Source organism: Mesorhizobium dulcispinae (assembly GCF_033977345.1).
Lineage (GTDB): Bacteria > Pseudomonadota > Alphaproteobacteria > Rhizobiales > Rhizobiaceae > Mesorhizobium > Mesorhizobium dulcispinae.
The window spans coordinates 442337-461293 of record NZ_JAVIIY010000003.1; the positions used below are offsets into that span (position 1 = coordinate 442337).

Annotated in this window: 16 protein-coding genes; 6 read left to right on the forward strand and 10 right to left on the reverse strand. The window is 63.4% G+C overall.

Annotated features, from left to right (window positions below):
* Window positions 1-53 precede the first annotated feature (53 nt).
* The 4 genes from RFN30_RS10065 to RFN30_RS10080 form a co-directional block, all read right to left on the reverse strand.
* Window positions 54-1076 carry an esterase-like activity of phytase family protein gene (locus RFN30_RS10065; RefSeq protein ID WP_320261924.1) on the reverse strand — a complete coding sequence of 341 codons (1023 nt, stop codon included), beginning with the start codon at window positions 1074-1076 and terminating at the stop codon, window positions 54-56.
* A complete protein-coding gene (cobT, locus tag RFN30_RS10070; RefSeq protein WP_320261926.1) occupies window positions 1073-2971 on the reverse strand; it encodes a cobaltochelatase subunit CobT in 1899 nt (632 codons plus the stop codon). The genes RFN30_RS10065 and cobT overlap by 4 nt, the downstream gene beginning before the upstream one ends.
* Before the next feature lie 51 nt (window positions 2972-3022).
* Window positions 3023-4009, reverse strand: coding sequence for a cobaltochelatase subunit CobS (gene cobS / locus RFN30_RS10075; RefSeq protein ID WP_320261927.1), 987 nt, complete (start codon window positions 4007-4009; stop codon window positions 3023-3025).
* A gap of 123 nt (window positions 4010-4132) precedes the next feature.
* A complete protein-coding gene (locus tag RFN30_RS10080; protein ID WP_126087380.1) occupies window positions 4133-4756 on the reverse strand; it encodes a J domain-containing protein in 624 nt (207 codons plus the stop codon).
* A 136-nt stretch (window positions 4757-4892) separates the two neighbouring features.
* Here RFN30_RS10080 and RFN30_RS10085 point away from each other — a divergent pair, with 136 nt between their 5' ends.
* Window positions 4893-5195, forward strand: coding sequence for a BolA family protein (locus tag RFN30_RS10085; RefSeq protein ID WP_320261928.1), 303 nt, complete (start codon window positions 4893-4895; stop codon window positions 5193-5195).
* A 151-nt stretch (window positions 5196-5346) separates the two neighbouring features.
* On the opposite strand, the gene RFN30_RS10090 is transcribed toward RFN30_RS10085, so the two are convergent.
* Together RFN30_RS10090 and RFN30_RS10095 are read right to left on the reverse strand one after the other, a co-directional pair.
* On the reverse strand, window positions 5347-6900 hold the full coding sequence (locus tag RFN30_RS10090) for an acetolactate synthase large subunit (protein WP_320261929.1): 1554 nt from the start codon (window positions 6898-6900) through the stop codon (window positions 5347-5349).
* A 97-nt stretch (window positions 6901-6997) separates the two neighbouring features.
* Window positions 6998-7810, reverse strand: coding sequence for an alpha/beta hydrolase fold domain-containing protein (locus tag RFN30_RS10095; RefSeq protein ID WP_320261930.1), 813 nt, complete (start codon window positions 7808-7810; stop codon window positions 6998-7000).
* 323 nt (window positions 7811-8133) lie between these two features.
* Here RFN30_RS10095 and RFN30_RS10100 point away from each other — a divergent pair, with 323 nt between their 5' ends.
* From RFN30_RS10100 to RFN30_RS10115, 4 genes are all read left to right on the forward strand, one after another.
* Window positions 8134-8499 (forward strand): hypothetical protein, encoded by a 366-nt coding sequence (locus RFN30_RS10100; protein ID WP_320261931.1) that lies wholly within the window; start codon window positions 8134-8136, stop codon window positions 8497-8499.
* A 219-nt stretch (window positions 8500-8718) separates the two neighbouring features.
* Window positions 8719-10668: a PrkA family serine protein kinase gene (locus RFN30_RS10105; RefSeq protein WP_292323265.1), complete on the forward strand. Its 1950-nt coding sequence runs from the start codon at window positions 8719-8721 to the stop codon at window positions 10666-10668.
* A 19-nt stretch (window positions 10669-10687) separates the two neighbouring features.
* Window positions 10688-11998: a YeaH/YhbH family protein gene (locus tag RFN30_RS10110; RefSeq protein ID WP_320261933.1), complete on the forward strand. Its 1311-nt coding sequence runs from the start codon at window positions 10688-10690 to the stop codon at window positions 11996-11998.
* A gap of 30 nt (window positions 11999-12028) precedes the next feature.
* Window positions 12029-13573, forward strand: a complete 1545-nt coding sequence (locus tag RFN30_RS10115) for a SpoVR family protein (RefSeq protein ID WP_320261934.1) — start codon at window positions 12029-12031, stop codon at window positions 13571-13573.
* Between the two features lie 120 nt (window positions 13574-13693).
* Here the strand turns inward: RFN30_RS10115 and RFN30_RS10120 are convergent, their stop codons facing one another.
* The 4 genes from RFN30_RS10120 to RFN30_RS10135 all read right to left on the reverse strand — a co-directional run bounded on the left by RFN30_RS10120 (window position 13694) and on the right by RFN30_RS10135 (window position 18607).
* Complete coding sequence (locus RFN30_RS10120; protein ID WP_320261935.1) at window positions 13694-15655, reverse strand: protein-L-isoaspartate(D-aspartate) O-methyltransferase; 1962 nt, start codon at window positions 15653-15655, stop codon at window positions 13694-13696.
* 308 nt (window positions 15656-15963) lie between these two features.
* Entirely contained in the window at window positions 15964-16854 is an 891-nt protein-coding gene (locus RFN30_RS10125; RefSeq protein WP_320261936.1) for an HlyC/CorC family transporter, read from the reverse strand.
* On the reverse strand, window positions 16851-17996 hold the full coding sequence (aroB, locus tag RFN30_RS10130) for a 3-dehydroquinate synthase (protein ID WP_320261938.1): 1146 nt from the start codon (window positions 17994-17996) through the stop codon (window positions 16851-16853). Before aroB ends, RFN30_RS10125 begins: the two co-directional genes overlap by 4 nt.
* On the reverse strand, window positions 17993-18607 hold the full coding sequence (locus RFN30_RS10135; protein ID WP_320261939.1) for a shikimate kinase: 615 nt from the start codon (window positions 18605-18607) through the stop codon (window positions 17993-17995). The genes aroB and RFN30_RS10135 overlap by 4 nt, the downstream gene beginning before the upstream one ends.
* A gap of 195 nt (window positions 18608-18802) precedes the next feature.
* On the opposite strand from RFN30_RS10135, the gene RFN30_RS10140 reads away from it, so the two are divergent.
* Window positions 18803-18955: a histidine kinase gene (locus tag RFN30_RS10140; RefSeq protein WP_066990358.1), complete on the forward strand. Its 153-nt coding sequence runs from the start codon at window positions 18803-18805 to the stop codon at window positions 18953-18955.
* Window positions 18956-18957: the final 2 nt, after the last annotated feature.

Below are 18957 nucleotides of genomic sequence, written 5' to 3' on the forward strand. Positions count from 1 at the left end.
AGCGAATGTGTGCGGCGGTTTTCCGACCGGAATTGCTGAACACCAAGCCCTGCTCAATCCTGATGGAGAATGAACTCCAGGTAGAGGTTTCGCTGCAGGATAGAGTGGTTGTCGTCCGACACCAGCGACACCATCAGCGCGCCGTCGTCGCGGGTCCAGACGTCGAGCCCTTCCATATTGTCGATCTGGTAGCCCATGTCGGCTTCCATCAGCACCGGGCCGTCGGCGACCGCGCCCTTCTCGATGCTCTCGCCATAGATGCGCCGCAGCCGCATCTTCACCCCGCGCGCCATCGAGAAGCTGCGTTCCAGCAGAAGCATGTCGCCATCCGGCAGGAAGGCGCCGTCGGTGATATCGAAATCGCCGTTGCGCTTGACGGTGAAGACGCCCTTCCTCGGCCCTTCGATGATGGCGGCATAGATATTGCCGGCCTTGTCGAGGCTCTTTTCCGAAACCACGACCAAGCCGCCTTCGTGCTGGCCATGGGGATTGGCATGGGTGACCGTCTCGAAGCCGCGGTTCTGGCGCAGCTCCCTGGCTGGGACAAGATAGTCGAGCGTCTTGAACGGCGCCTTCATATCGTCCGGGTCGATCCTGAACTGGACGACGCGCTGTTCGCGCTCGAAGCCGACGGTGGCGATGCCGTCCTTCACCGCCAGGCCTTCTGCGTCGACCTCCCATTTCTTGTCGATCGGCTGGCCCGAAGCGTCGACCATTTGCTGCATGCGGAAACTCGACACGCCCGAGGGGCGCTTGTCGGCATCGCGGGTGATTGTGCCGAAGAACCAGAAGCCGGTGTCGGCGACGCCGATGAAATCGCTGCCGGGCTTGAGGAAACGGAAAGCCGACAGCGCGCCGAAATCGCGCGAGGGCGAGGTCATCTCCAGCCCGCCGACGAATTCGAGCGGCCCGAACAGCTTCTGGTCACGGCCGATGTGGAACTCGGCGATCGGCCGCGCCGCGACCTCGATCGTCTCGACCGGAGCGCCTCCCTCGGCGAAGACCGGAGAGGCGGCCGCGCAGGCCAGCGCGCAAGCGAAAATGGTCCGCCGCAGTCCGCCCGGCGAGAAAATCATCCGGCGCGCCGCAAGCCGCCGCGCCGCGTGTCGCGCGCGCTCTCCTCGCCGAACAGCGATGCCAATTGCTCGGTCATGGCGCCCGCAAGTTCCTCGGCATCGACGATGGTGACGGCGCGGCGATAGTAGCGGGTGACATCGTGGCCGATGCCGATGGCCAAAAGTTCCACCGGCGAGCGCGTCTCGATCAGCTCGATGACCGCGCGCAGATGCCGCTCCAGGTAGTTGCCGGGATTGACCGAGAGCGTCGAATCGTCGACCGGCGCGCCGTCCGAGATCATCATCAGGATCTTGCGCTGTTCCGGCCGGCCGATCAGCCGGTTATGCGCCCAAAGCAGCGCCTCGCCATCGATGTTTTCCTTGAGCAGGCCCTCGCGCATCATCAGCCCGAGATTGCGGCGCGCGCGCCGCCACGGATGGTCGGCGGATTTGTAGATGATGTGGCGCAGGTCGTTGAGACGGCCGGGATTCGGCGGCTTGCCGTCCTTCAGCCATTTCTCGCGCGCCTGCCCGCCTTTCCAGGCGCGGGTGGTGAAGCCGAGGATCTCCACCGAAACGCCGCAGCGCTCCAGCGTGCGCGCCAGGATGTCCGCACAGGTCGCGGCGACCGTGATCGGCCGGCCGCGCATCGAGCCCGAATTGTCGAGCACCAGCGACACCACCGTGTCGCGGAACTTGGTGTCGCGCTCCTGCTTGAAGGACAGCGGCTGCATCGGATCGATGACGACGCGCACCAGCCGCGCCGGATCGAGATAGCCTTCCTCCAGGTCGAAATCCCAGGAGCGGTTCTGCTGTGCCATCAGGCGGCGCTGCAGCCGGTTGGCCAGGCGACCGACGACGCCCGAGAGATTGGCGAGCTGCTTGTCGAGGAAGGCGCGCAGCCGGTCGAGCTCCTCTTCCTCGCAAAGGTCCTCGGCGCCGACCGTCTCGTCGAAAGCGGTGGTGAAGACCTTGTAGTCAATTTCCTTCGGCAGGTTGAGGAACGGATTGTCGTTGCGGCGCGCCTCGCCCGGCGTCTCGGCGTCGGAATCGTCCTCGTCGGAAAGGTCGTCCGATGTGGCGTCGGTCGCCTCCGTCTCGGCAGAGTCTTCCTCGTCGGCGGAGGCCTCGGCATCTTCGGACTGCGACTGCTCGGAGCCGGAATCGTCCTCGCCACCTTCCTCGCTCTGCTCCTCGCCCTGCTGCTCGTTCTCTTCGTTGTCCTCGGAGTCCTCCGTCTCCTGGTCGTCGCCGAGCTCCTCGGCCATTTCCATGGAGACGAGCATGTCGCGCACGATGCGGGCGAAGGCCTGCTGGTCGTCGAGCTTGGACGACAGGCCGTCGAGGTCGGCGCTGGCCTTTTCCTCGACCCAGGGCCGCCACAGATCGACCAGTCGCTGGCCGCTCTTCGGGACAGTGCGGCCGGTGAGCTTTTCGCGCACCATCAGCGCCACTGCCTCCTCGAGCGGGGCGTCGGCCTTGTCCTTGACGTCGACCAGGTTTGCCTTGGCGTATTTGTCCTCGAGCATCGAGCCGATATTGTCGGCCACGCCCTGCATGGCGCGGCTGCCGATCGCCTCCACGCGCGCCTGCTCGACGGCGTCGAAAATAGCCCGCGCAAGCTTGCCTTCCGGTGCCAGCTTCGTGTGGATGCGCTGATCGTGGCAGGCGCGCTTCAGCGCCATGGAATCGCCGATGCCGCGGGTGATCGCGATGTCGTTGCGGGAAGCCTTCTTGGGCAGTTCGGGCAGGCGGGCGCGGTTGCCGGCGAGCGCCGGCCTGTCCTTGGCGAAACCGACCTCGAGGTCCTTGTCGCCGGCGACGGCGCGCATGCAGACGGTAACGGCGCGCTTGAAGCTGTCCGCTTCAGACCCGTTCTTCGGCTTGTTGCGCGTGTTGTCGCCCGGACCAGCCATCGATCATTCCCTGCGCGTTCTGGCCCGAAAGGCCAAGCCTTCCGGCACGCGCTACCCCAGCACCACGTTGGCGGCGCTCTCCGGCAGATCCTCGCCGAAGGCGCGCTGATAGAATTCGGCCACCACCGAACGCTCCAGCTCGTCGCACTTGTTGAGGAAGGTCAGCCGGAACGCCATGCCGATATCGCCGAAGATCTCGGCGTTCTCGGCCCAGGTGATGACGGTACGCGGGCTCATCACGGTCGACAGATCGCCATTGATGAAGGCCGAGCGCGTCATGTCGGCGACGCGGACCATCTTGTTGACGATCTCCCTGCCCTTGTTGTCGCGATAGTGCTTGGCCTTGGCCAGGACGATCGAGACCTCGTTGTCGTGCGGCAGGTAGTTGAGCGTGGTGACGATCGACCAGCGGTCCATCTGCGCCTGGTTGATCTGCTGCGTGCCGTGATAGAGGCCGGTGGTGTCGCCGAGACCGACCGTGTTGGCGGTGGCGAACAGCCGGAAGGCCGGATGCGGACGGATGACCCGGCTCTGGTCGAGCAGCGTCAGCCGGCCCGACGATTCCAGCACGCGCTGGATGACGAACATCACGTCCGGCCGGCCGGCATCGTATTCGTCGAAGCAGAGCGCCACATTGTGCTGATAGGCCCAGGGCAGGATGCCGTCGCGGAATTCGGTGATCTGCAGGCCTTCCTTGACGACGATGGCGTCCTTGCCGACGAGGTCGATGCGGCTGACATGGCTGTCGAGGTTGACGCGCACGCAGGGCCAGTTGAGCCTCGCGGCGACCTGTTCGACATGGGTCGACTTGCCAGTGCCGTGATAGCCCGACACCATGACGCGGCGGTTGTAGGCGAAGCCGGCGAGGATCGCCAGTGTCGTCGCGCGGTCGAAGAGGTAGTCCGGATCGATGTCGGGCACATGCTCGGACGACACCGAATAGGCGGGGACCACCATCTTGGAGTCGAAGCCGAATTTCTCCTTCACCCACACCGTCGTATCGGGCAGGTTGGCGATGTCGCGATCGACCTTGTTCATCACTATCAACGTCTCCACGGGCGAAACGCCGCGTTTCGCCGGCAATCGATTTTGTTCGGGGGCGGTCTTAGAGCCTTTTCCAACCTTATGAAAGTTGGAAAACGACACGGACCGTAGGGCCGCTCAGCACAATCCAGCTTGCTTGAGCACGCGATAGGCCTGCAGCACGTCGCGGAACCGGTCTTCCGAACCTCTGTCGCCGCCATTCGCATCCGGATGGTGGCGTTTAACCAGTTCCTTATAGCGCGCCTTGATATCCTTGCCAGTCGCCTTTGTATCAAGGCCAAGCGTTTCCAGCGCCTTGGCCTCAAGCGGCTTTGCCTTGCGCTCGCGCACTTCCCGCGTTCCGCCGCCGAACAGATTGAAGGGGTCGCGCATGCGGTTGTAGTAGCCGGCGCGCCCCGAACGCTGTTGCGCGAAATCGGGCGCCGAACGCATGCCGCCGCCATTGGCGCCCATGCGCCAGGTCGGCCGGTGGCCGGTCAGCGCCTCCTTCTGGAAGCGAGCGATCTCGCTGTCCGACACGCCCGAGAAATAGTTGAAGCTCTTGTTGTATTCGCGCACGTGCTCGAAGCAGAAGCGGAAATATTCGCCCTCCTTCAGGCGCCCGACCGGCGCGCGATGGGTGCCGGCCTCGCTGCAACCGTCCCACTGGCAGATCGGGGCGCGCGACTTCAGCTCCGCGTCCTTCTCCGGCCGGATGCGGATTTTCTCGAAATATTTGGGATACGGTTTCATCTCACCCATTTATGGGCTGTTCGCTGGTGCGAAACAAGAATTGACATTTCGCCGATGATCGCCCTAACCGCTGAATCACGGCTTAAAAGCGGTCGAAAGTGCAGATTTTGCGGCGGTGCCGCAGATGTGGTGAAGGGAAGCCCCGATGTCCATACAGTCGACGATGGAAAACAAGCTGAAGGCGGCATTTTCGCCCGAAAGGCTCGCCGTCATCAACGAAAGCCACCTTCACGCCGGCCATCATCACGTCGAGCACGGTCACGAGGCCGTCTTCGACGGCACCGGCGAGACGCATTTCCGTGTCCGCATCGTCTCGCCGGATTTTGCCGGCATGAGCCGCATCGACCGCCACCGCGCCGTCAACCAGCTGCTTGCCGACGAACTGAAGGCTGGCGTGCACGCGCTGGCGATCGAGCCGGCTGCGCCCGGCGAAAAGACGCGCTGGTAGGTGCCGCGGTTTCCCAGCACCTGCTTGGAGCAATTCCAGGAAAAGTGTGAAACGGTTGGGCTCGGCGATGTCGCCGTAGCCTTCCGTCCGGAATTGCGTCAAAAGCAAAGGCTTAGATCGGTTCAGCGTTTCCGTGAAACGCTGAACCGATCTAAACCACCGCTTCGATGAGGAACGGCCCCGGGCGCGAAAGCGCGCTGTCGAGCAGCGCCTCGAAGCGCTCGCATGTGTCGGCACGGGCCGCTTCCACCCCCATGCCGCTTGCCAGCGAGACCCAGTCCAGCGTCGGCTGATCCAGATCGAGCATGCGCCTGGCATTCTCGCCGATCGCGTTCACCCCGACATTGCGCATTTCGGCGTGCAGGATGGCATAGGTCCGGTTGGAAAAGACGATCGTCACAACGTCGAGCTTTTCCCGCGCCTGGGTCCACAACCCCTGCACCGTGTACATGCCGCTGCCGTCCGCCTCCAGGTTGATCACCTTGCGGCCGGGACAGGCGATTGCGGCACCGATCGCCATCGGAATGCCGCCGCCGATCGATCCGCCTGTGCCCATCATGTAATCGTGCGGCGCGGCAAAAGCCGAGAGCGCAAAATAGCGCCGCGCCGAGGTGACGGCCTCGTCGCAGACGATCGCATTCTCAGGAAGTTTCCGCGCGACCGAAACTGCTATGGCATCGTCCGTCAGCGTGCCGCGCGGGGTCGGCTCGTCGGGAAATGCCGTGGCGACGGACACCGGCTGTAACGGCTTGATGCCGAGCTCATCGCCAAGCGCCGCAAGCGCGGCCTCAAGGTCTTCGCCATGCTTGGCCAGCGTCATCACTTCACAGCCTTCGCATACGAGCCGACCCGGCTTGCCCGGATAGGCAAAGAACGCCACCGGTTCCTTCGCGCCGACGAGGATCAGCACGTCGATATCGGCAAGCAGCGCTCTTGCCGCGTCGATCGGGTATGGAATGCGGGTCGGCGCGACGCGCCCGCGGCCGCGCTGCATCCGGGCCACCAGAACCTCGCTGAACAGCCGGACATCCAAGGCAGCCGATATCCGGCCGGCGATTTCCAAAGCATCCTGACGCGCGGCGCGCCCGCGCAGGACCATGCCGACGCGACCATGTGAGGCGCGAACGGCCTCGGCGATCTTGCGCACGACATCCATGTCGAACGCAGGTGGCGGCGCAGGCACCGCCCTGGCCGATGGCACGGGGCCGGCACCGCCCCATGCGGCGTCCGCCGGCAGGATCAGCGTCGCGATGCCGGGAGGCGTCAGCGATGCGCGGACGGCTGCTTGCGCGGACGGCGCGACGTCGGCCGGACCTGCGATGCGGCGGACCCAGTTCGACATCGGCGCCGCCAGGCTTTCGATGTCGCTGGTGAGCGGCGCGTCGAGCGGCAGATGGTAGGAGGCGTGGTCGCCGACGATGTTGATCATCGGCACGCGGGCGCGCCGCGCGTTGTGGATGTTGGCTAGGCCATTGGCCAGTCCGGGGCCGGTGTGGAGCAGCGTTGCGGCCGGCCGGTCGGTCATTCTCGCGTAGCCGTCGGCGGCACCGGTCACCACGCCCTCGAAAAGCCCGAGCACGCAGCGCATTTCCGGCTTGCGGTCCAGCGCGGCGACGAAATGCATTTCCGAGGTACCGGGATTGGCGAAGCAGACGTTCACGTCATTCGCCAGCAGCACGTCGCAAAGTACGTCGGCGCCATTCATCGCGTTCCCTCTTGTCCGATGGTCCCCGGACAATTGAGCCGACAAGTGTCCGCGCCGCAATGTCCGGCCCTCGACTTTGACGTGATCCAGCCGGCAATCAGGTGACCGTCGTCTTCAGGAAAGCCATGACCGCGGCGGTCAGCGCGTCGCCGTCCTCGCCGAAGCGGCGGTTGATCGCCATATGCGAATAGGCGCTGCCGTCGAACAGCGTGACCTTGGTGCCCCCTGCGCGCAGCCGGTCCGCGAGGTCGCGGGCTGCGGCCGCGCGGATCGGCGCGTTCGAATAGGCGACGAACACGGGCGGATGCCTTGCCGTCCCGATATAGGTCGCGGGCGACAGCGCCCGCCACTGGCCTGGATCCGGAAACGCTTGCGCATAGACCGGACGCAGCTTGCCGCCCTGCGCCTTGGCCAGGGCCTCGATGTCATAGGCCTCGGTATCATCGAGCACCAGCGCGGCAACGCCGGGCAAGCCGCCGCGAAAGCCTGTCAGCGCCGCGAGGTGGCAACCGGCCGAGTGGCCCATCACCGCGATACGGTCGGGATCGCCGCCATATTTGGCGATGTTGGCCCGCACATAGCCGTAAGCCTTCTCGACGTCGCTTGCCTGGGTGGCGACGTCGGCCGCGGGCAGCATGCGGTAGTCGATCGAGACGAACAGGAAGCCGTTGGCAAGCAGGAAGCCCGGCTTGGCATTGACACTGTTGCGGCTGCCGAGCCGCCAGGCGCCGCCGTGGATGAAGAAGACGACCGGATCGCCCTTGGCGCCGGCGCGCGCGTAGACGTCGAGCTTGGCCGGCCCGTAGTCGAGCGTCCGCGGCACCGGCTGGCGCGGGCGCCAGGCCGAGGACGCAGCTGTCGGCAACAGCGCGGCAACGGACGCAAGGACAAAATGTCGTCGATCGATCATGATCATCTCCTCACCGCGCTCGCCCGGACCGCCCTTGCGCCCCGACCCGCCTTCCGCAAGGAATGCATGCGAGCTCGGCGGGCGTCCAGTTAAGGATTGTTCACCGGCCGCGCGGCTGGCTCACCAACGGCGAGCCGGCAACCCCTTTCGCGCCGGCAAATACGCCGGCGCACAACGCTGCCGCGTGAGGAGGACCATGGAACATTTCCCCGGTCTGGCAGTTTGACCGAAGGCCCGGCCCTGGAGGAAGCCCTTGTTCATCCGGGCGGATTGCTAGTCAGACCGGAGAGCCCTCGGCCGGCGCCTCCGAAGGGTGACCACCAATGACGAAGACGTATCGAGCTCCAGCCGCGCGTGCCAACGGGTGCTCAGGCCGTTTGCAGCCTCTGCGCCTGTTCCCGGCAATTGCGCTGGCGGCCTTCCTTTCGGCTCCGGCCGCCGCGCATCAGGCGCCCAAGGGCTGGCAGTATGACAGCTCATGCTGCTCGGGAATGGACTGCTATCAGGCACCCACGGCCGACGTGAAGGAAACGAAATATGGATACCAGCTCTCCACGGGAGAGCTCATTCCCTACTCCGACAGTCGGATCAAGCGCTCGCGTGACGAGTTCTTTCACGAGTGCAAGCCCGGCGGCGACTCGAACTCTCAGCACTCATTCTGCCTCTATGTTCCCGACCACGACATGTAAGTGGGGGAAAAACCAAGATTCTCCTTGAAGCTCTCCCGGCTATCACCACCTAAATAACATAGGTGAGCATGCCGTCTGAGTCGGGTGCTTTGAGACGTCGATGCCCGATTGCAGACGCTCTCCTTCATGTGAGGGAACCACAATGCTTTCCGGCAGTTGAATACGAGACGAGCCGACTTGGCCGACTGGAAGCCAGAGCGGCTCTGAGGGCAGAATATCATGCGAGAGAACCAATCCGACGTCTTCGATCTGTTTTCGGAGATTTACGCCAACGCGGCCCAGGAAGAGATCAGCCTTCAGCAATATCTGCTAGCCTGCCGCGAGGACAAATCGATGTATGCCTCCGCGCCTGAGCGGATGGTCGAGGCAATAGGCGAGCCGAACCTGGTCGACACCAGCAAGGATGAGCGGCTCGGGCGCATCTTCTCGAACCGCACCATCAAGGTGTACCCCTCCTTCTCCGATTTCTACGGCATGGAGGATACGATCGAGCGCATTGCCGGATATTTCCGCTATGCCTCGCAGGGTCTCGAGGAGCGCAAGCAGATCCTGTATTTGCTCGGGCCGGTCGGCGGCGGCAAGTCCTCGCTTGCCGAACGGCTGAAGAAGCTCATGGAGCAGCGCCCGATCTACACGCTGAAGGTCGGCAATCAGATCAGCCCGATTTTCGAATCGCCGCTTGGCCTGTTCCATCCCGATCGGATGGGCGATCTTCTGGAAGACAAATACGGGATAGCCCGTCGTCGCCTGAATGGGCTCATCTCGCCCTGGGCGGCCAAACGGCTCGACGAATTGTCCGGCGACATTTCCAAATTCAGCGTGGTCAAGCTGTCGCCGTCGCGTCTGCGTCAGATCGCCATCGCCAAGACCGAACCCGGCGACGAGAACAACCAGGACGTCTCGGCCCTGGTCGGCAAGGTCGACATCAGACAATTGGAAAATTTCAGCCAATCCGATCCGGATGCCTATTCCTACAGCGGCGGCTTGAACCGGACCACGCAGGGCCTGCTCGAATTCGTCGAAATGTTCAAGGCGCCCATCAAGGTCCTGCACCCGTTGCTGACGGCAACCCAGGAAGGCAGCTACAACGGCACCGAGAATTTCGGCGCCTTCCCCTACCAGGGCATCGTCGTTGCCCATTCCAACGAATCGGAATGGCAGCAATTCAAGAACAACAAGAACAATGAGGCCTTCCTCGACCGCATCCTCGTGGTCAAGGTTCCGTATTGCCTTCGCATCACCGAGGAAAGGCAAATCTACGAGAAGCTGCTGCGCGAAAGCGATCTGGCGAACAGCCCCTGCGCGCCCGAGGTGCTGGACATTCTCAGCCGTTTCACGGTCTCGACCCGCCTTGCCGAGCACGAGAATTCGCCGCTCTACACCAAGATGCGCGCCTATGACGGCGAGAACCTCAAGGAAATCGACCCGAAGGCGAAATCGGTCCAGGAATATCGCGATGCCGCGGGCGTCGACGAAGGCATGACCGGGGTCAGCACGCGCTTCGCCTTCAAGATCCTGTCGCAGACTTTCAACTACGACACCAAGGAGGTCGCCGCCGATCCCGTGCACCTGATGTACATCCTCGAGGAGGCGATCAAGCGCGAGCAATTCCCGAAGGAAACGGAAGCCGCCTACCTCGAATTCATCAAATCGGAACTTGCGACGCGCTACGCCGAGTTCATCGGCCACGAGATCCAGAAGGCCTATCTGGAATCGTATAGCGAGTACGGCCAGAACCTTTTCGACCGCTACATCGCCTACGCCGATGCCTGGATCGAAGACCAGGACTACAAGGACCCCGATACCGGGCAGATCCTCAACCGCGAGGTCCTGGACAAGGAACTGTCGCAGGTCGAGAAGCCGGCCGGCATAGCCAATCCCAAGGATTTCCGCAACGAAGTGGTCAAGTTCACCTTGCGCGCCCGCGCCCGCAATCATGGCCGCAACCCGTCCTGGACGAGCTACGAAAAGCTTCGCGAGGTGATCGAGAAGCGCATGTTCGGCCAGGTCGAGGATCTGTTGCCGGTGATCAGCTTCGGCTCCAAGCAGGACAGCGTCACGGAGAAGCGGCACAACGAATTCGTGCAGCGGATGGTGGAGCGCGGCTATACCCAGCGGCAGGTGCGCCGGCTGGTCGACTGGTACATGCGCGTGAACAAGGCTGGCTGAGCAAAGCCCGGACGGTTCCATGCCGATCTTCATCGACCGCCGCCTGAATCCGAAGGACAAGAGCCTGAGCAATCGTCAGCGCTTCCTCAGGCGCGCCCGCGAAGAGCTCAAGCGCAGCATTCGCGACCACGTCCGGACAGGCCGCATCGCCGAGGTCGACCGCGAACTTGCCGTGCCGATGCCGCGGAAAGGCACAAGCGAACCGACCTTCAGCGACGCCAAGGACAGCGGACAGCGCCAGCACATCCTGCCTGGCAACAAATCGTTCAGCCCCGGTGATCTGATCCCCAAGCCTGGCGGTGGCGGCGCGGGCTCTTCGGCGCCGGGAACCACGGAATCCGAAGACGATTTTCGCTTCGTGCTGTCACGCGAGGAGGTGCTCGACCTCTTTTTCGAAGACCTCGAACTGCCCGATCTGGTCAAGCTCAATCTCAAGCAGATACTGAGCTTCAAGCCAAGGCGGGCAGGCTTCACGGCGAGCGGAGCGCCGACCAACATCAATGTCGGACGCACGATGCGAAACAGCCACGGGCGCCGCATCGCGCTCAGGCGTCCCAAGCTGACGGAAGTGGACGCGATCGCCGAGCAGATTGCCGAGCTGGAATCGAAGCCGGCAAGCCCGGCAATAGGCGAGCGCATCGCGGCGCTACGCAAGGAGCTTGACCGGCTTGAGCGCCGGCGCAAGCGAATTGCCTATGTCGATCCGGTCGATATCCGTTTCAATCGCTTCGACCCCCAGCCGGTGCCGAATGCGAGCGCGGTCATGTTCTGCCTGATGGACGTCTCCGGATCGATGGGAGAGCGCGAGAAGGATCTGGCCAAACGCTTCTTCGTGCTGCTGCATCTGTTCCTGACGCGACGTTATGAACGCACCGAGATCGTCTTCATTCGCCACACCCACGAGGCCAAGGAGGTGGACGAGCATACATTCTTCTACCACACCCAAAGCGGCGGCACCGTCGTCTCGACGGCGCTCGAGGAAATGCATCGCATCATCGAGCAGCGCTATCCGGTCGCGGAATGGAACATCTATGCCGCCCAGGCCTCCGACGGCGACAATTTCGCCACCGATTCCGAGCGCTGCATAGAACTCCTCGACCGCAAGCTCATGCGCCTTTGCCAATACTTCGCCTATGTGGAAATCATAGACGAGCGCGAAAGCCACATTTTCGGCTCGACCGAGAACGGGACGTCGCTCTGGCGCGCCTACAACGCCGTCGACGGGAAATGGCCGAATTTCCAGATGAGGCGCATCGCCGCCCCGGCCGATATCTATCCGGTCTTTCGCGAGCTCTTCGCCAGACAGCCTGCTCTGCGCAAGAGTGCGTGAGGACACGGGGAGTGGATGGGACATAGGCCGATGGTCAGTCAGGCGCGCAAATCCGAACTGCTGTTTTCCGGGTCGGACTGGGATTTTGCGAAACTGTCGCGCGTCTATAACGAGATCGAGGCGATAGGCGTCGAAGAGCTTCACCTCGACATCTATCCGGTGCAGATGGAGGTCATTTCCTCCGAGCAGATGCTCGACGCCTATTCCTCGGTCGGTATGCCGCTGATGTATCGGCATTGGTCGTTCGGCAAGCGTTTCCTCTATGACGAACTTCTCTACCGCAAGGGCGCTCGCGGGTTGGCCTATGAACTGGTCATCAATTCCAATCCCTGCATCGTCTACCTCATGGAAGAGAACACCATGGCCTTGCAGGCCCTGGTGACGGCCCATGCAGCACTGGGTCACAACCATTTCTTCAAGAACAATCATCTTTTCCGGCAATGGACAGACGCCGGAGGCATCCTGAGCTATCTCGATTTTGCGAAGAGCTACATCGCCAGATGCGAGGAACGGCATGGCCTGGCCGCCGTGGAGGCGATCCTCGATTCCGCCCATGCTCTGATGGAACAGGGCGTGTTCCGATACCGTCGACCACCGAAGCTGTCGTCGGAGCAGCAGCGCGAAGGGCTTCGCGAGCGCCTCGAATATGAGGAGCGCTCCTACAATGATTTGTGGCGCACGCTGCCGCCAACACAGGGCAGGAACAAGCCGGAGGCAGAAGACGAAAGCCTTGCCGAGCGGAAGAAATCGCTCAAGCTGCCCGAGGAGAACCTGCTCTACTTCCTCGAGAAGAACAGTCTGGTGCTCGAGCCCTGGCAGCGCGAGATCGTCAGGATCGTGCGCGTGATTGCGCAATATTTTTACCCGCAGCGGCAAACCCAGGTGATGAACGAAGGCTGCGCCACCTTCGTGCACTATACGCTCATGAACATGCTTTTCGATCGTGGCCGCATCAGCGAAGGCGCCATGCTCGAGATCTTGCGCAACCATTCGAACGTGGTTTTCCAGCCGGCCTTCGACGATCCGCGTTATTCCGGCATCAATCCCTATGCACTGGGTCTCGGCATGATGCAGGACATCCAGCGCATCTCGACCGAGCCGACCGCGGAGGACCGCGACTGGTTTCCCGACATCGCTGGCCGCGGCGACTGGCGCGACACCTTGCTCGATGCCTGGGCCAACCACCGTGACGAATCCTTCATCCGCCAGTATCTGAGCCCCGCTTTGATCCGGAAATGGCGGCTCTTTGTGCTGGCCGACGGCGCGGACGAGCCGCACTACGAAGTCGCCTCGATCCACAACGAGCGCGGCTACAGCAAGATACGGTCCGCGCTCGCCCAAAGCTACGACGTGGGGGCGAGCCGGCCCGACATCCAGGTGGTCGACGTCGACCTTTTGGGAGACCGGCATCTGCGGCTGCAGCACAAAGTCAAGGACGGCATCCTGCTCGAGGACGAAAGCCGCGACGCCACCCTGCGCCATATCCGACGGCTATGGGGCTACGACGTCAGCCTGGCGGCAACGGATGCTGAAACCGGCGCGATGCTCGGCGAGCGCTCGACAAAGGAACTTTGAGATCGAACGCCCAGCCTGCCCGAGGAACGTCGAGAATCAGGTCAGGCCGCGCCGGGGTCGAGACATGCGAGAAGCGACCAAGCCGGGTGTGATCGGGCACGCAGGCGACGCCGCAACCCTCTAAAGGCCGAACGGATAGGTATCCGGAACGCCCGCCGCTGCATGCTCCGGTCCAAGCGGCGTCACCGCTTCTGTTTCGTCGAACCAGACGAAGGCATCGAACTGCTGTGCAAGCGACACATCCGCATAATGGCTGCGCAATTCCGTTTCCGGCCGATAGATCACGCCAATGAAGCGCTCCAGAAGCCGGCTCCGCAAGGGTTCATCGCGCCTTAGGTCGAGCAGGAAGCGCGAGACACCGCAATCGTGGCAGAGCCGTTCGTAGCTGTCGCTGTGCGAAGGCCGCACTGCTTTCACTTCCATTTCGCCGTCCCAGTCCGAGGCTGCGGCAACAGTCCCGGAATGAGTGCCGAAGCCGATCAGGGCCACCTCGCTGCCGAATTGTTGCCGGCAGAGCTGTCCGATGTTCACCTCGTCCCGTACGATGCCCATTTCGGTGTAGCGGGCATCGCCGATGTGCGAATTGTGTGCCCACACCACCGCCCTGGCATCCGGGCCACGCGCCGCCAGCAGATGCTCCAGCGTCTCGAACATATGCGTATCACGCAGGTTCCACGATTGCGGGCCACCATAGTACATGATGCGATAGTAACGCTCGGCCGAAGCGATGAGCCGGGCGTTTTGCGTAGCGTCGAACAGATCGGCGCCATCCCGCTCGGCGTGTTCGAGCTGCCTTGCCAGCAGGTCGCGGCACTGTTGCAGCACGGCCTCTTCGCATTTCTGATAGCCTTCGGTCAGCGCGGCGCGACCATAAGTGGAAGGTTCACTCTGCCACGGCGTCAGGCAGCCATAGCGTTCACGGGCGATGCCTGCCGCTTGCGGATCGACGCGATCGAGGTATTTCAGGACCGCTGCGATGGATCCGCTCATGTTGTAGATGTCGAGGCCATAGAAGCCCGCCTGACGGGACGATAGCCTGACGCGGCCGTTGTATTCTCGCTGCCACGCGACAAAGGCCGCAACATCTGTGTTACGCCACATCCACGTGGGAAATCTCTGGAATGGCGTATCTGGGCTGTCTGAAGCGGCGCGGTGGCGGACATAACGGTCGATCGCCGCGGCATCGGGCCAGTCGGCCTCTACCGCCACAACAGTGAAGCCGTGCTTTTCAATGAGTCTGCGGGTAATCGCGGCGCGGGCCCGGTAGAACTCGGACGTACCGTGGCTGGCCTCGCCCAGCAGCACAACGCGCCGATCGGCAAACCGGTCGAACAACGCGCCGAATGCCGGATCATCGAATTCCGGGAGCGGCTCGGCCGCTGCGGCGATCATCTCCGGGAGGCTCCGGGCGCGAGCACGGGCGAAGTTGCTGCGTTCAGGCCAGCCCTGCTCGCCGATCAGGGGAACAAATCGTACGCCGCCGAAATCCTCTTCGCTGTAGGTCGCTGCCCCGGTTCGCACGACCTTCAGAAGCCGCTGCTCATTCGGCTCGTCGCCGATTGGAATGACCAGCCTGCCGCCGACGTCGAGCTGTTCCTGCAGCGCAAGCGGCGCGCCTGGCGCGCCCGCCGCGACCAGGATGGCATCGAAAGGAGCTGCTTCGGGCCAGCCCTTGGTGCCGTCGCCGGTCCGCACCTCGATATTGCCGTAACCCAGCTTTTTGAACCGTTGCCTCGCCGTTTCGGCCAGGCCGGGGTGACGCTCGATCGTGTAGACACGGTCGACGATGCGGCTCATCACGGCAGCCGCATAGCCGGAGCCCGTACCGACCTCAAGGACATGGTCCCCCGGCTCGAGCCCGGCCATCTCGATCATGAAGGCGACAATATAGGGCTGCGATATCGTCTGGCCGTCGGCGATCGGCAATGGCCCGTCTTCATAGGCGAATTCTTCGAAGCCAGGCTCGACGAACGCTTCACGCGGAACCTCGCGCATCGCGTGCAGGATCTCCCGGTCGTGGATGCCACGGCGGCTGATGTGGACGTCGACCATTCGATTGCGTTCACGAGAAAGATCGAGCATTTTTCGCCTCCTTGGGAACATCGAGGCACTTGACGCCATGTTTCCCGGGCTTGCGGCGGCGTCTTGAACACGCTTCTCACGGATTGCCTCCCCAACTCATGCGAGGCCTCATGGTTCCGCGGCGGAGCCAGCGCTTGCGGCACACCAAATCCGTTGTCGGCTCAATTCGAGGGACGCCGTGGAGGCCCGATGATCCTAGCCGGTCGTCAAGGAGCTCGTCGTCCTTCGGCAGACTTTCCGGAAAATGCCGTAACACAAGGCGAAGATCGCCATTGCAAGCCGGCATCAGCTGAATATCGATAGAACCCTTAGCCTTCGTCGGCGGGCCGTATCCTCAACCGCGCAATGCGGTTCTTGTCGCGCTTCATCACGACGAAGCGCTTGCCGTGGAAGGTGAAGGCCTGCTTCTCCTCGGGGATCGTCTGCGTCTCGTGGATGACAAGGCCGGCGATCGTCGTCGCCTCCTCGTCCGGCAGATCCCAGTCGAGCGCCCGGTTGAGGTCGCGGATCGGCACCGTGCCGTCGACGACGACCGAGCCGTCGGCCTCCTGCTTGACGCCCTGCATGTCTACATCGTGCTCGTCGGCGATCTCGCCGACGATCTCCTCGATGATGTCTTCCAGCGTCACCAGCCCTTCCATCTCGCCATATTCGTCGACGACGATGGCGAAATGCGCCTTGCGGCGCAGGAAGGCGTTGAGCTGATCCTGCAAGGTGGTGGTGTCGGGCACGAACCACGGCTTCGACGCGATTTTTGTCACGTCGATCTTGGAAAAATCGTTGCCGACCTCGTTGAGCGCCCGCAGCAGATCCTTGGCGTGCAGCACGCCGACGATGTTGTCGAGCGAACCTTTCCAGAGCGGCATGCGTGTGTGCGGGCTTTGCAGGATCTCGCGCACCACCATTTCCGGCGGATCGTCGGCGTTGACCGAGCGCATGTTGGTGCGATGGACCATCACGTCCGAAACCTCGAGCTCCTCGAGATCGAAAAGCGCGCCCAGCCGGCTGCGGTCCTCGCGCGCCTGCCCGTTGCGGCGGGTGTCGTCGCCGTTGTCGTCCGGCTCATCGTCCTCGGGCTCCGCCGGCTCGATCGGCTGCAGACTGTAGCCGAGCGCCGCGAAGAGCCGCGTGCGCAACAGAAGCGCCAGCACGACGATGGCGGCAAGGACGGCTGCGACGATCCAGCCGGCGTCGATCATCCGGGATGGCTCATCTTGAGCCATTCGGGATGGCTCGCCTTGAGGAAGGACAGCACTTCCGAGGGCGGCACATCCTTGGCGATGAAGGCCTGGCCGACGCCGCGCGTCAGGATGAAGGTGAGTGCGCCGCGCGACACCTTCTTGTCCTGGGTAATGAAGCCAAGCAGCGCCTCGGCATCCGGCAGGTCGCCGGGTATGTCGGCCATCCGCCAGGGCAGGCCGACGGCGCGAAGATGCGCCTCCACGCGCTCGGCATCGTCCGGACTCGCCAGATTGAGGCGCGCCGAGAAGCGATGCGCCAGCGCCATGCCGATGGCGACGCCCTCGCCATGGACGAGGCGGGCGCCGTCGTAATCCGTAGCGGCTTCGAGCGCATGGCCGAACGTGTGGCCGAGGTTGAGCAGCGCGCGGTCGCCGGTCTCGAACTCGTCGCGGGCGACGACATCGGCCTTGGCGCGGCAGGCCTCGGCGATGGCTTCGGTCCGCTCCCGGCCGCCGGCGAACACCTTTTGCCAGTTCTCCTCCAGCCAGGCGAAGAAGGCGGGACGGTCGATCAGCCCGTATTTGGCAAGCTCGGCATAGCCGGCGCGGAACTCGCGGACCGGCAGCGTGTCGAGCACGCCGGTATCGGCCAGCACAAGCCTGGGCTGGTTGAACACCCCGACCAGGTTCTTGCCGCGCGCGCTGTTGATGCCAGTCTTGCCGCCGACAGAAGAATCGACCTGCGCCAGCAGCGAGGTCGGCACCTGCACGAAATTCATCCCGCGCCGCACGATGCCGGCGGCGAAGCCGGCAAGATCGCCGATCACGCCGCCGCCAAGCGCCACCACGACATCGCGCCGTTCGAGCTTGGCGGCAAGCACGCCGTCGACGACCTCCTCGAGGTGAGCGAAGCTCTTGGTCTTTTCGCCGGCGGGCAACGTGATGACGGCCGCCTGGATGCCGCCTTTTTCCAGGCCGGCCTTCAGCGTTTCGAGATGCGCCGCGGCGACATTCTCGTCGGTGACGATGGCCGCGCGCGTGCCGGGAAGGCGGCCCGCGATTTCGGTTCCGGCGCCTGAGAGCAAGCCGGGCCCGATCAGTATGTCATAGGCACGGTCGCCGAGCCCGACCTCGACCTTCACCGGTTCGGCATGGCTCACGGCTCTACCTCGTCGTCGCTGGTGGCGATTGCCGCGATCCCGAGATAGGTGCAAAGCGCGCACACCACCTCGCCGGCGATGACTTCCTTACGGTCGTCGCGGGTCGGAACCGTGATGTCCGCCATGGCATAGACCGGGTAGCGCTCGCCCATCAGCTTCTCCAGCACGCCGCGCGGATCGGGATTCTTCAACAGCGGCCGGTTCTGCTTCTTCGAGACCCGCTCCATCAAAAGATCGAGATCGGCCTTCAGCCAGACCGAGACGCCGTGGCCGGCGATCGCCTCGCGCGTCTGCGCGTTCATGAAGGCGCCGCCGCCGGTCGACAGCACCTGCGGGCCGTTCTCGAGCAGACGCAGGATCACCCGCTGCTCCAGCGCCCGGAACTCAGGTTCGCCATAGCGCTCGAACAGCTCCGGCACGGTCATGCGCGATACGCTCTCGATCTCCTGGTCGCTGTCGATGAAGGGCAGCGAAAGCATCGTCGCCACCTTGCGGCCGATCGCCGTCTTGCCGGCGCCCATCAGGCCGACAAAGACGATGGAGCGGCTGCCGAGGCGCTCGAGCAGCGCGACACGGCCTTCGTCCGGCGGATTTGCTGGTAGCGCGTTCATGCGGAACCCTCTTTGCGCCGTATCGACATCAAAAGCCTGTTTGCGTCAAGCAGGGCGCCGCAGGCGGGCCCGATCATGCCGCTTTCCGTCGAGAACCTTCGTCGACGAAATCCTTCGTCCTTGAATTGGCCGGATTGGCGTCCCATAAGGGCACAGGGTTTGGAATCGCAGAACAAGAAGACGGGCGAAGACTGAATGCCGACATTGTTTCGCTTTGTCGTGACGCTGGCGGTTCTTGCAGGAGTCGCCTATGGCGCCATGTTCGCGCTGGCGATGTTCGTGGAGCCGAAGAAGGCGGAAATGAGCGTGCGCATTCCCGCCGAAAAGCTCAATCCGAAGAAGAACTGACC